General features: G+C 74.4%; 10 protein-coding genes. 3 read left to right on the top strand and 7 right to left on the bottom strand.

The window, feature by feature from the left end:
- Positions 1-6: 6 nt before the first annotated feature.
- Genes ACGFIO_RS27385 through ACGFIO_RS27355 form a run of 7 tightly spaced genes read right to left on the bottom strand, consistent with a single transcriptional unit; the run spans position 7 to position 6,148 of the window.
- A complete protein-coding gene (locus tag ACGFIO_RS27385; RefSeq protein ID WP_392829876.1) occupies positions 7-768 on the bottom strand; it encodes a hypothetical protein in 762 nt (253 codons plus the stop codon).
- A complete protein-coding gene (locus ACGFIO_RS27380) occupies positions 765-1,622 on the bottom strand; it encodes a hypothetical protein (protein WP_392829874.1) in 858 nt (285 codons plus the stop codon). Before ACGFIO_RS27380 ends, ACGFIO_RS27385 begins: the two co-directional genes overlap by 4 nt.
- A 3-nt stretch (positions 1,623-1,625) precedes the next feature.
- Complete coding sequence (locus ACGFIO_RS27375; RefSeq protein WP_392829872.1) at positions 1,626-3,191, bottom strand: ATP-binding protein; 1,566 nt, start codon at positions 3,189-3,191, stop codon at positions 1,626-1,628.
- 14 nt (positions 3,192-3,205) lie between these two features.
- Complete coding sequence (locus ACGFIO_RS27370; RefSeq protein ID WP_392829870.1) at positions 3,206-3,757, bottom strand: hypothetical protein; 552 nt, start codon at positions 3,755-3,757, stop codon at positions 3,206-3,208.
- The gene (locus ACGFIO_RS27365; protein WP_392829868.1) at positions 3,754-3,975 is read right to left on the bottom strand and encodes a hypothetical protein; all 222 of its coding nucleotides are present in this window, start codon (positions 3,973-3,975) and stop codon (positions 3,754-3,756) included. Before ACGFIO_RS27365 ends, ACGFIO_RS27370 begins: the two co-directional genes overlap by 4 nt.
- On the bottom strand, positions 3,972-5,747 hold the full coding sequence (locus ACGFIO_RS27360) for a hypothetical protein (protein WP_392829867.1): 1,776 nt from the start codon (positions 5,745-5,747) through the stop codon (positions 3,972-3,974). Before ACGFIO_RS27360 ends, ACGFIO_RS27365 begins: the two co-directional genes overlap by 4 nt.
- Positions 5,747-6,148, bottom strand: coding sequence for a hypothetical protein (locus ACGFIO_RS27355; RefSeq protein ID WP_392829865.1), 402 nt, complete (start codon positions 6,146-6,148; stop codon positions 5,747-5,749). Before ACGFIO_RS27355 ends, ACGFIO_RS27360 begins: the two co-directional genes overlap by 1 nt.
- A 403-nt stretch (positions 6,149-6,551) precedes the next feature.
- Here ACGFIO_RS27355 and ACGFIO_RS27350 point away from each other — a divergent pair, with 403 nt between their 5' ends.
- The 3 genes from ACGFIO_RS27350 to ACGFIO_RS27340 are packed head-to-tail and all read left to right on the top strand — an operon-like array spanning position 6,552 to position 13,152.
- On the top strand, positions 6,552-7,805 hold the full coding sequence (locus tag ACGFIO_RS27350) for a hypothetical protein (protein ID WP_392829864.1): 1,254 nt from the start codon (positions 6,552-6,554) through the stop codon (positions 7,803-7,805).
- Positions 7,802-9,691, top strand: coding sequence for a caspase domain-containing protein (locus tag ACGFIO_RS27345; protein ID WP_392829862.1), 1,890 nt, complete (start codon positions 7,802-7,804; stop codon positions 9,689-9,691). Before ACGFIO_RS27350 ends, ACGFIO_RS27345 begins: the two co-directional genes overlap by 4 nt.
- Positions 9,688-13,152 (top strand): CHAT domain-containing protein, encoded by a 3,465-nt coding sequence (locus tag ACGFIO_RS27340; protein ID WP_392829860.1) that lies wholly within the window; start codon positions 9,688-9,690, stop codon positions 13,150-13,152. Before ACGFIO_RS27345 ends, ACGFIO_RS27340 begins: the two co-directional genes overlap by 4 nt.
- Positions 13,153-13,230 lie beyond the last annotated feature (78 nt).

Here is a 13,230-nt window from a genome sequence, read left to right as displayed (position 1 = left end):
CCGGCGTCAGAAGGCGCCGATCAGGATGGAGAGGGTGAGAACGAGCAGGGCCGCCGACAGGACGAGGCCGAGCCACTGACCGGCCGTAGCCGCCGACCGGGCGGTGAACCGGCGGACGACCGGGCCGTCCGGGCCGGCCAGCACCTCGACCCTCCGGGCCAGCACCTCGACCCGACGGTCCGGCACCTCGACCAACCAGGCCAGACCGGGCCGGCCGGGCCGGATCCGCACGAGGTCGCCGGTCCGCAGCAGGGCGGTACGGGCGGCGCCGCGCAGCACGTAGGTGTCCGAGCGGCCGGCCTCCGATCGCACGGTGAACCGGCACTCCGACGTCAACCCACCCCGGGCCGCCAGCCGCCGGGCGACCGCGACCGTGGCGACACAGAGGATCGGCGCGCCGGCACCGAGACCGAGCACGACGGCGCCGGCCCGGCCGGCCAGCGCGGTGGCCGCCACCGCGAACAGGGCGATGACCGCGCTCATGGCCACCGCGACGACGCCCGGCGAGGTGCGGTCGCCGCCGCTCGCCGGGGTGACCGTCACCGGGCTGGTGATCAGGCCGACGTACGGGTCGCGGCGCACGTCCCCGGGCTCCGCTCCGGGCTCGGGCGGCGTCGCCACCGGGGGTCTCCGGCCCGGCGGCGGCCCGGCGGCGGGGCCCCGGACGACATCTTCCTCGGTCCGCTTCTCCGGCCGGACCCGGCGGATCACGACCGGTTCCGCGGGGCTCTCGCGCGGTCGGGCCCAGGGCGGCACGTCGCCGGTCACGACGTGGGCCGCAGCGTGCGTACGGCACACTGGTTGGCCAGCTCGTCGCGGCCGAGGCTGGTGAACTGGCCGGCACACCAGTCGGCCACCGACCGCCGGTCCGGGAAGTCGCCGACCGCGAACGTGACCCAGAGGAAGTGCGTACCGACCCGCTGACGCTTCCCGTAGTCGGTGCTCTTGAGCAGGATCACCGGATGGTCGTCGGAGCCGTGGGTACGGCGTAGCCGGAGATGTTCGTCGAGGATGTCGGCGGCCTCGAAGGTGTGTGAGCCGCTCTCCGTCGTCTGCAGCGGGTCCTCGATGCCCGGGTACTTCGAGGCGAGCTGGGCGGCGTACTGACCGTCGAACTCGACCGAAGGCAGGTCCTCGGCGTTCATCCGTTCGAGCTCGGCCACAGCCTGGGCCGCCGGATCGGTCGTCTGCTCCACCGGCGGATCGGGCACCGGTGGCGGGGTCGTCGCCGGTTCGGGCTGGTAGGTGATCGGTGCGTCACCGGCCGACCCGGCCTCGGCCTGCGGGTGGTCGCCGTCGCCGAGGGCGAACACCAGCCCGGCGACGATCAGCCCGGTCACGACCACCACGGCGGCCACCAGCGGCGGGCGGCCGATGCGCCGGTGCCGGCCCGGTGGCGGCGCGACCGGTGGAACCGGGGTCTCGGCCGAGGGCGCGGGGTAGTAGAGCGGCGGTGGCGGCGGGTACGAGGGGGAAGCCGGATCGGGCGGCGGCGCCGGATCGTAGGTGGGCTGGGGATCGGGCGGCGGTGGGTCGGACGGCGGCGTCGAGGGGGCCGGTTGCTGGTTGCCGGTCAAGAACGCGGACGGGTTCCAGAGGCCGCCCGGCTGCGGGTCGCTCATCGGTCAGTCCCCGTAGACGACGACGCGGCGGCTGCGCGGCGACCCCGGGCCCGAGTCGGCCGAGGCCGGCGCCTTGCCGGCCGGGACGGCCCGGTCCCGGCCCCAGGCCCGGATCTCCTCGATCTGCTCCGGGTTGGTGCGGCTCAGCGGGAACGTGTTGGTGAACGTGTCGATCACCAGCTCGGGCCGCAGGCTGTCCGGGCCGTTGAGGAACAGGTGCTCGCCGACCTCGTGCAGCGCCGACTCGATGTCCGACCCGGCGAAACCCTCGGACAGCCCGATCAGCTTGTCCACCAGCTCCGGGGCCGGCTCGTGCCGCAGGTAGCGCCGGTGGTACATCTCGATGATCTCGTGGCGGTCGGCCGGGTCGGGCAGATCGACGAAGAACAGCTCGTCGAAGCGGCCCTTGCGGAGCAGCTCGGGCGGCAGCGACCGGACGTCGTTGCTGGTGGCGACCACGAACACCCGATGACGAGACTCCTGCAGCCAGAACAGGAACTGCCCGACCAGCCGCCGGCTGACCCCGGTGCTGTCGTTCTGCCCAGCCAGTCCCTTCTCGATCTCGTCGATCCAGAGGACGCAGGGCGCCGCCCGGTCGGCCGTGTCGAGCGCCTCGCGGAGCCGGCCCTCGGACTGACCCACGTACTGGCCGAGGATCGCGCCGAGGTCGAGGCGGTAGAGCGGCAGGCGCCACTCGGCCGAGATCGCCTTGGCCGACAGCGACTTCCCGCACCCTGGCACGCCGACCAGCAGCACGCCGCGAGGCGGCCGCAACTCGGTGCCGCGCAGGTCGGACGCCATGATGCGGCGCTTACGGCCGAGCCAGTCGCGCAGGCTGGAGAGCCCGCCGACCTGGCTGTCGGACGGCTTGAGCTTCACCCGCTCGAGACCGGCCAGCGCCCCGAAGTGCTTGTCCTTGAACTCGGCCAGGCGCTCGACGTCACCGGTCTCGACCGAGCCCTTCGCGACCAGGGTGGCCATCACGTTGATGGCGGTGCCCTCGGGCACACCGACCAGGAACTCGGCCGCCCGGCGCGCGTCCTGCTCGGTCCAGGCGATCGGGACGACGTTGTGGTGGTCGCGCAGGAAGTCGACGATCACCTCGTACATCTCCCCGGAGTCGGGCAGGTCGAGCTGGACGCTCATGCCGAGCCGTTCCAGCCCGCTCCACAGCGGGGAGTCGGTGATCACGATGATGCTGCCCGAGTTGTCGTCGGCCAGCCGGGCCAGCTCGGCGACGTGGCGGCTGGCCGTGTTGTCGTCGCTGAGGTCCTCGGGGTCGACGAAGACCACGGTGGCCTGGGCCCGGCCGGTGAACTGCTGCGCCGCGAAGTCCATCGCCCCGGTCAGCGATCGGTCGTCCTGGGCCGGAGCGTTGGTGCGCAGGTCCCGCAGGCCGGTGGCCCGGGTGTAGACCCAGAACGGCAGGCTGGCCCGGCGGGGGGTGGCGGCCATCTCCTTGACCAGGCGCAGCGCCCGGGTCTGCTCGATGCTGCGTACGCCGATGATCGGCACCCGCGCGGAGATGTAACTGTCGAGGTCCTTGGCGGACTCGGCGTAGTTGGACATGTCGGCTCCCGGGATCAGGCGGGGAACACCCGGCGCCGCGGCGACGTCGCCGGCCCGGCGGACCAGCCGCCGCCCGTCGGGTGCGCGTCGCCGAGGACGGCGGTCAGGGGGTTGTCGCGTACGGTGCGGAGCCGGGCCTCGACGACCGAGGCCGGTACGCCGGGCCCGCGCTGCTGGCGTACCTGCTGGTCGATCTGCTCCTGGACCGAGCGGATCTGCGCGTCGACCAGGTCGAGTAGCCGGGTGCGGACCTCGGGCGGCAGACCCGGGGCCGAGGCGAGCGCGCGGATCGGCGGCAGACCCCACCGCGCGTGGTTGAGCGCCCGGGCGGCGGCGAACTCGTCGGGCGCCGCCACCAGCTCCCGCGCGAGCGTGCCGGACCACGTGGTGAGCCGTTGGCTCAGCGCCTCGGTGAGGTGATTGGTCAACCGGGCCCAGGTGTCACCGGCGAGATCGGCCGGGGACAGCGCCGGCAGCCCCGCCGGATCGCCGGCCGCGCCCTCGCTCCACTTCCGCAGGAACGTGGCCCAGGCGTGGTACGTGCCCTCCCTGATCCACATGGTCACGGTTCCGATCGGCGGCGGACGTGGATCTCGCCGGGCGGCTCCGGATCCCAGCCGGGCAGGTCGTGCAGACGACGCCGGCTGCGCCCGGTGACCGGCTCGTGGCCCTGGCGCTGCTGCGCCCACGGGACGCTCTCCTCCGGGACGGCCGGTGCGAACAGCGGGGTCGCCGCCCTGTCGTCGGGGACGCGCGGGGCCGGGATGGCGGCGGGCTCGGTCATGTCAGGCTCCTCTCCGCGGCGCCGGCGACGCGGCGCTCGTACGGTGTGGCCGGGCCGCCGGCCGTGGCGAGGTCGGCGATCATCGTCCGTACGTCGGCGGCGCGGCCGTCCGCGCGCTGGAAGTCGGTCGTCCAGTCGACGACCTCGGCTCCGGCCGCGCGCAGTTGCTGCAGCGAGTCCTGCTTGGCCCGGTCGAGCAGTTGCCGGACCTCGGCCTGCCGGCTCGCCGCGGACTGGGCCCGGCTCCACAGGAAGAGCCCCCAGCCGCCGCCGACCAGCAACGCGATCAGGATGCCGACCGGTTGTCGCGTGGCCGCGGTGCAGAGGATCAGCGTGAGGGTGACGGCGATCGGGGCGATCAGGTTGGTTCCCCAGCGGTACGCGAGCCCGTCGATGAACGGACGCGCGGCCTGGTCCCAGTGCGTCGCCAGCGAGCGTTCCAGCGCCTCGACCGGCTGCGTGAACGAGCCGACCCAGCGGGGCAGTTGGAACACCGTGCCGGCGGCGTTGTGCGAGCCCTCGAACACCGCGTCCACATTGGCCGGCAGGCCCTGCCGGTACTCCAGGCTGTATTGCTGGTGGGCCTGGGAGAACCACTCGTGGCAGGACGAGACCGCCATCCGCTGGGTCGCGTCCGAGACGCCCAGCTTCTCCGGGGCCAGCGCCGACTCGGTCTGGATGGTCAGGTAGTCCAGGGTGCGGTCCAGGGCCAGCAGGTCGGTGTCCAGGTCCCGTTGCGCCGCGGCCAGGTCTCCGCCGTTACGGATGACGGCCTCGTGCTGGGCGTGCTCCCGGCGCAGCGGCAGTTCCTCCTCGTCATAGCCGGTGACCAGGCGGTCCAGGATGTCGTCGACCTGGTCCTCGAGGGCTTCGGGCGAGGTCAGCCCGGCCGCGCCGAGCGCGGCGTAGCGGCGGATCAGCGCCTCGTGCGCGCCCGCCCGCCGCAGGGCCTCGTCCATCTGCGGCCACTGCGGCGACACGGCCACCAGCCGGGGGTAGCGCTCGGCCGAGGACGGCGCCAGGTAGCGTTCGAGCTCGGCCCGCCAGCGCGCCACCTGGGCCACCTGCCGCGACTCGTCCTGCAACAGCTGAGCGCGCCAGACGTCGAGCCGTTCCTGCACCAGCGCGACACCGGACGGCCCGAACGCGCCGTGCGACACGCTTTCCAGAACGACCGCGAACTCGCGACCGAGGCTGCTCGGATCGAGGGCGGCCAGATAGTGCCGGAGCCAGCGCACCGAGCCCTCGCCGCGGCCCTGCCGCCGCAGGGTCAGCGCCATGAAGAGCGAGGTCTTGGCCGGTGAGCGCCGGAACGCCTCCTCCATGGCGGCCCGGCACCGGTCCGGGTCGTCCCACAGCCAGGCGCGCAGGCCGACCAGCATCGGCGCCAGCCAGTACCCCGGCGTCTCCATCACCAGCTGCTCGCCGGCCTCGCGCATGACGTCGTCGGAGACCAGGCCGAGGTCGAAGCCCTCGAGCATGCCGCGGGCGACCCGCCGTACGACCTTGTAGTGGCCGAACTCGTTGGCCAGCCGCGCCTCGGTGATGCCGACCCGGGTCTGTGCCAGCTGGACGTTCGCGGTGCGCTGCGACTCCAGCATGTACGCCAGCAGCGTCTGCTCCAGTCGCTGCAGCCGGTCGACGGCCTCGTCGGTGCGCCGGCCGACGTTGGCGACCCGCATCTCGACCTGGCCCACGTTCTGGTCGATCCGCAGGGCCAGGTTCTCCACCCGCTCGACCTGGCCGCGGAGGACGTGATCGGTGTCGCCCATCAGTGAGCCCCTTCCACGGCGGTGCCGTCGGGCAGGATCGGCCGGAGCTCGCCGCTCGCGTAGACCTCGACGAACTCGTACGCGCCGGAGCGGACGAGCATGCGGGCGCCGGCGAACGGGTCGGGGACCGGGTCGGCCGGGGCGTAGTGCTCGACGATCGAGCGCCACAGATCGAGCCGGTGGTCGACGTACGGCGGGCCGAGGTGGCAGAGCGCGAACATGCCCAGGGGTACGTCGCCGAACTCGCTCTGGTACTCGGCCCGGATCCACCCCACGAGGTTGGCCCGGGCCGCCTCGTCGAGGCCGGCGTCGAGGCGATGGACGGCCTCGAAGATGCCGGCGTGCCGGGGCTTGCGGCGTTGCCGCTGGTCCGGCCGGTTCCCGTGCCGGTGCTGATCCACGGAAGCCGGCCGTGGATCGAGGCGCGCCTCTGTGCGCCGTCGTCGCGCGAATTCCAATTCAACTCCCCGTCACGTCGATCAGGTGCGGCCGACATTAACAGCAGAATTGCTGCGCGAGCCACGTCGGAGTTCGTTTCCGTACCTTTGTCAACTCGGTGGAATGCGGTCAACGACGTGCGTCACCCATTCAGCCCGGCGGCACTGGCCGAACGTGCCGTCCGTTCCGAACGTCCGCTTTCCACCAGGACAAACAGGTCATCGTTCCGCCCGGATCGGCCATTCCGCGGAAGCGCGGAAATTCACGGAATCAATTGATCATGCCGTCAAGATCGGTTTCTTGTCGTCCTCGCTTCCGCATGTGAAGATGCTGCGGGGCGAACGGGCGGCGAGGGCGAGGAATGACATGAGATCCGGCATTGAAACAGATGCGGAAACGCCATTATCGGCCGATGAGGTGCTCGCCGCGGTCACCCTGACCGCACCGGACGTCCGTGGTGACGGGGGCCTGCGGCTCGGTCTGCGCCACGGGCGCCCGCTGCTCTACCCGCTGCCGGCCGACGACCTCGGCCGGCCGTTGCGGAGCCGGGCCGCCGCGACCGGCCACCGGTACGTCGGCGCGCTGTTCGCGTTCGACCTGGACGAGCCGCCGCACGGCTACCACCACGCGACGGTCCGGTTCTCGGCCGACCTCACCGGCTCCGGCGTCACGGCGGTCGCGGTGCACTCCGGTGGCGACCAGTTCGGCCTGGTGCCGGACGGGGCGGTGACCCCGATGGGCGTCCGGGTGACCGAGGCCGCCCGCCCGGGCCTGGCGGTTCGGCTGGGCCTGCGAGCCGATCGCCCGGCCGCTCGGACCGTCGGTGTGCACAGCGCCCGGTTCGGCTGGCACTACGCGGTGCCCCGGACGGCGGCGGCGCTGCCGTGTACGTACGCGACGCACGCCGTGCTCGAGGTGCCGGCCGGGGTCACCGAGGTGAGCGGAACGCTGGGGGTCGAGGTGGATCTGGCCGGGCTGTTCCGGCGGCGGGCCGGCGCCGCCGACCGGACGCCGGTCCGGCTGCGGATCCCCGGTGCCACTTCCGGGCGGGCGGCGGCGGTGCGATTGTGCATGGCCGCCGACGTGGTGGCGTACAGCCGGCGGGGACCGACCGCCGCCGAACGGATCCAGCGCGACCTGGTCCGCGTCCTCGCCGCCGGCCGGTCGGCGGCCGGCATCGGGCCCGCGGACGTCGATCCGCAGCCCCAGGGCGACGGGCAGTTCACCGTCCTGCCCGTCGGCCTGGACGAGGGCGAGGCGATCCCGCGGCTGATCCGGGGGCTGGCCGGTGCGCTCGCCGCCCGCAACGCGGCGGTGGCCGACGACCGGATGCGGCTGCGCGTCGCCCTGCACCGCGGCCTGGTCAAGCAGGGTGACAACGGGTGGGTGGGCCGCGCGGCGATCGCGGCGCACCGCCTCCTCGACGCGACGCCGCTGCGGGCGGCGCTGACCGAGCACCCGGGGGCCGACTACGTGCTCGGCGTGCCCGACGTGCTGTACGCCGACGTGCTCGCGACCGGCGACCATCCGCCGCCGGACGCGTTCCGCCCGGTCACCGTCGACCTCCCGGACAAGGGCTTTCTCGAACAGGCCTGGATCTACTGCCCGGCCGCCCCGTGAGCACCGTCTACGCGCTGCTGATCGGCATCGACGACTATCGGGCCGTGCCTCCGCTCAGCGGCTGCGTGAACGACGTCCGGGCCGCCCGGGCCTACCTGCGGTCCCGCGTCGACCGGGACCACCTGCGGGCGGTGGAGCTGCACGACCGGCAGGCGACCAGGGACGCCGTGATCGACGGCATCCGCGGCCACCTGGGCCGGGCCGGGGCCGGTGACAGCGCGCTGCTGTGGTTCTCGGGGCACGGCTCGGTCGCCGCGGCGCCCCCCGAGGTCTGGCATCTCGAACCGGACGGCCGGCTGCAGACCCTGGTCTGCGCCGACTCCCGGGAGGGCGAGGTCCCCGACCTGTACGACAAGGAGCTGTCGGTCCTGCTCGACCGGGTGGCGTCGGCCGGGGCCCACGTCGCCGCCGTGCTGGACAACTGCCACGCGGCCGGAGTGGTCCGGGCCGTGCCGGAGCCGGCCGCCCGGGTCCGGCGCGTCGCTCCCGCCGCCCGGGTGCTCGCGGCCGACCGGCTGATCCCCGAGCTGAGGGCCGGCTGGTCGGCGCTGCCCGACCGCGGCCGGCTCGTCGCGCTCACCGCGTGCCGCTCCGACCAGCCCGCCAACGAGCTGCCGGTGAACGGGGGAGAGGCCCGCGGGCTGTTCAGCTGGGCCCTGCTGGACGCCCTCAACCAGCTCGGCCCCGGCGCGACCTACCGCGAGTTGCTGGCCGCGGCCCGGTGCTCGGTCGAGAACCGGGTGCGCTTCCAGGTGCCGCAGCTGGCCGGCGACGAACCGGCCGACCAGCCGTTCCTGGGTGGGCGGCTGCGTGCTCCGGCGTCCGGCATCACCATGCGCAGCGTCGAGCGGCGCTGGGAGATCGACGCCGGCAGCTGCCACGGTGTCCCGCCGGAGACGGCCGGCCCGGCCCGCGTCGCGGTCGCCGGGGACGGCCCGGTGCGGGCCGCCCGGGTGGTGTCGGTGCTGGTCGATCGGTCGGTCGTGGAACCGGACGGCTGGACGCCCGACCCCGGCCGTCAGTTCCAGGTCGTCTTCACCCGGCTGCCCCGGCCCGCCCAGGCGCTGGCGGTCGAGGTCAGGGGCGAGGCCGCCGAGCAGCTGGGCCGGGCGGCGGCCGGTTCGCCCTGGCTGCGCCGCACCGGCCCGGACGAGCGGGTGGTTCCCGACCTGCGGGTGGTGGCACCCGGCCCGGGGCTGATGCGCGTGCTCGGCTCGGACCGGTCGGCGCTCGCGCCCGACATCGCCGACGACGATTCGGTACGCCTGGCCCGGCGCACGATCCGCGTCGGCGAGCGGATCGCCCGCTGGCGCCACGTCGAGGCGCTGACCAACCCCGCGTCGGCGATCGCCGGGAGCGTACGCGTCGAGCTGGTCGCCGCCCAGCCCGGCGACCGCGGCGCGCCCGAGGACCGTCCGGCCCTGCGCGCCGGGGCCGACGGGGTGTACCGGCTCCGCTACCGCGTCGAGCGGGGCGTCCTGGTGCCGCCGACCGTGTTCGTCCGGCTGCACAACACCACCGCCCGGCCGCTCTACTGTGTCCTGCTCAACCTGACCGGGCGCTACCGGATCCACGCCACCCTGTTCCCCGGCGCGTTCCTCGGCGCCCACCGGCGCGGCGCCGCGCTCGCCGGCCGCCCGGTCCAGTTCAGCCTGCCGGCCGGGCAGGCGCCCGGGCCCGGCGCCTCGACCCAGGACCGGCTCAAGCTGATCGTCGCCGAGGAGGAGTTCAGCGGGCGGCCCTTCGAGCAGGACGCGCTGGACGGTGCGGGTAGTCGCGGTGTGCCCGGCCCGGTGGCGATGACCAGGGACGCCGGCGCCGGCCCGGACGACCCCTACGACTGGGCCACCGCCGTGCTGAGCGTGGTGACCGAGGTGCCGATATGAGCGCCGAGCTGGACGCCGAGATCGATCAGCTGACCGTACGGTTGCACCAGCTTGCGCCGGGTTCGACGGATCACCACGAGACCTGCGCCATGCTGGCCGAGGCGCACCTGGAACGAGCCGTGGAGGACGACGCTCCGGGCGATCTGGATCTCGCGATCGAGCTCGGCGAGCGACTGAGCGGCCACGACGACGACATGCCGGTGCGGTTCACGCTGGCCAACGCCTACCAGTACCGCTGGGCCGACCGGGACGACCCGGCCGACCGGGACCGGGCGATCGACTGCTGGCGGCGGGTGCTGGCCGAGGTCCCTCATCCCGCCGGGTTCGCCGAGTGCGGCCAGTTGCTGGGGGAGCGGGGTGAGGCCGCCGGCGACCGGGCCGACGTCAGCGCGTCGATAGCCATGCTCGAGCAGGCCGTTGCCGGTGGTGAGCCGGTGTGCTGGCCGCTCGGGCTGGCCTACCGGTTGCGCTGGCAGCTGGACGGCGACCCGTCCGATCTGGCGCACGCTGTCCGCGACCTGGACCGCGGCCTCGAACCTACGCTGCCGCCGGAGTGGCTGGTCCTCGCCCACATCGAACGCCTCGACCTGACCCGGCAACTGGTCGAGGCGGAGTCGGCGGACGACCCGGTCCACGTGCCGCCCTCGTCCACGGTCCTGCTGCGGCAGATGGACGAGGCCCGGGCGGCGTGGTCGGGCGGCGCGGGCGACCACGAGGATCGGATACGCCTGGCCGCCGCCATGATGGTCTCGGCCATCGCGGCGTGGCCGTTCCACCTCGACGTGGTCGACACCGGATGGATCCGCGAACTGGCCGCCTTCGGCCGGACCCTGCCGGATCCGCCGCCGGAGTGGAGCCGTGCGCTGGCCGTCTTCGAGTCGCTGGGCCGGTTCGTCGACCAGGCCCGGTCCGGCGTCCACCTGCCCGAGGAAGGCATCGACCTGCTGCTCGAGCCGCTGCGCGACGATGCGGCCGACCCCGGGGAGCAGTCCGACCTGCGGAACATGGCGACACTGTTCATGGCCACGCAGGCGATCCGGCGTGGCGACCGGCGGCTGCTGCGCGAGGCCATCGACCGGCTCAGCGCCTCGGCCGACCCCGAGGTACACCGGCTCGGCCGGACCTTCGACCTCGCCGACCGCGCTCAGCAGGGCGATCCGGCCGTCCGCGACGACCTGGCCGCGCTGCTGGCCGAGATCCGCGGGAATCCGCCGTCGTTCCTGGCCCGGCAGTCCTACGTCGCGTTCCTGGCCATGATCGAGTCGATGTTCACCGGCATCGACGGACGCTACCGGCCGGTCGACCACACACCGGTGCCGCCCGGCGACGTGACCGCGGCCGACCATGCGCTCCGCGCGCTGCTGGGTCCCACGCTCGCGGCCATCTGCCGACACGACGTGGCCACCCTGCGCGAGTGTGCCGATCGTGTCGACATGCTGCTGGCGGTGTACCCACCCGGCCACGTCCTGCGGCTGATGGCGCTCGGGCTCGGCGGCACGATCGGGACCGCGGTGCTGCGCGACGAGCCGGGCGACCAGGACGCGGCGCGCCGAGTGCTGGACTGGACCGCCGACGGACTCGACCTGACCGGCGGCCCGCACCATCCCCGGTGGACGTCGTTCGCCCTGGCCCGGGCCGAGGCACTGCGGCACGTGACCGGCGGCGACCGGGCCGACGCCCGCCGGTGGGGCCTGGCCGGCCTCCGCGGCTTCGCCTGGCAGGTGATGCTCCAGGCCGGCACCGACGACGCGGTGGTGGTGGCCTCCGACGTCACGGCCGTGGCCCGCCGGGTGGCCGGCTGGTGCCAGTCCGACGGCGCCGTCGACGACCTCGTCGCCGCCCTGGACGCCGGCCGGGGCACGGTGCTGCACGCGGCGACCGTCTCCCGGACCGTCGCCGACCGGCTGACCGAGGCCGGCCACCCCGACCTGGCCGCCGAGTGGCTCGCCTCGGCCGGACAGGGGCGCGACCGGCTCACCGGCGATCCGGTCAGCGAGACGGCCCACCTCACCTCGGGCGCCGAGCCGGACGGTCCCTGGTTCCGGGTGCCGGACGACCTGCGGGCCCGGGTGCTGAGCGTGCTCGACCTGAGCGCGCCGGAGCCGGTCTCCCCGGCGGAGCTACGCGCCGGGCTGGCCGCCGTCGACGCCGACGCGCTGGTCTACCTCGTGCCGTCGGGCGAGGAGAGCCCCGGCGCGGCGGTGATCGTGCCCGCCACCGGCGAGACGACGATGCTGGTCCTGCCCGGGCTGTTCGCCGGTCCCGGGTCCGCCCTGGCCGGGCACACGGCCCGGGTGCGCGGCGCCCGTGCCGCCGAGCCGGCCTCCAGGGTGGGCGCCAGGGACGCCGGGCCGGCCTTCCAGGTGCGCGGCGCCCGGGCCGCCGAGCCGGCCTCCAGGGCGGGTGCCGGGGATGCCGGGTCGGCCTTCCAGGTGCGCGGCGCCCGGGCCGCCGAGCCGGCCTCCAGGGTGGGCGCCGGGGATGCCGGGCCGGCCTTCCAGGTGCGCGGCGCCCGCGACGCCGGACCGGTCGACGGCGTGGACGACCCGGTCGCGTCCACTCTGGACGATCTCTGCCGGTGGGCCTGGTCGGCCGCGATGGAGCCGCTGCTGCACCGGGCCGGCATCACCCGCGCGGACGGCCCGCTGCGCCTGGTCCTGGTGCCGATGGGCGCGCTGTCACCGGTGCCGTGGCACGCGGCCTTCCGGGCCGACGGCGACCAGCGGCACTACGCCGTCCAGGAGGCGATCTTCTCGTACGCGGTCTCCGGTCGCGCCTTCGCCGAGAGCGCGCGGGCGGCCGCGCGTACCGTGAAATCGGTCTTGATCGTCGGCGACCCCACCGGTGATCTGCCGTCCGCCGGGCTGGAGGCCAAGGCGGTGGGCGAGGCCTTCTATCCCCGGGCGACCTTCCTCGGCGCGGGCGGCGAACTGGGCACACCGCGGCGGGTCCTGGACTGGATCACCGCCGCCGCCCCCGGCCCGTCGCTGCTGCATCTGGCCTGCCACGGCCGGGCCGATCCGGCGCATCCGGCCGACGCGGCCCTGCGGCTGGCCGGGGGCGAGCTCACCGCGCGGCGGCTGCTGGACGCCTCACGCACGGCCGACCTGCGGATCGAGCAGGTCTACCTGGCCGCCTGCACGACGGGGCGGCCGGGCGCCGACCACGACGAGGCCTTCAGCCTGACCACCGCCTTCCTGGCCGCCGGCGCCCGCACCGGGTTCGGCTCGCTGTGGGCGGTGCCGGACGAGCAGACCTCGGTGCTGATGTTCCTCGTGCACCACCACCTCAACACGGGCGGCTGCACCCCGGCCGAGGCCCTGCACCAGGCCCAGCTGTGGATGCTCGACCCGCACCGCAAGCCGCCCTCCGGCATGCCGCCGGAACTGGCCCGCAGCTGTTCCGGCCCGCACATGGCCGACCCGATCGCTTGGGCCGCCTTCACTCATCACGGTCGGTAGGTCGCGTCTCGTGGATCAGCCGGGGCTACGGCGTGCCCAGAGCGCACCTGACAGCGCCCACGACACACCCACATCCGA

Origin of the sequence: Actinoplanes sp. NPDC049265, from assembly GCF_043197135.1 — a bacterium.
Lineage (GTDB): Bacteria > Actinomycetota > Actinomycetes > Mycobacteriales > Micromonosporaceae > Actinoplanes.
This window is presented reverse-complemented; position numbering and strand designations above follow the sequence as displayed.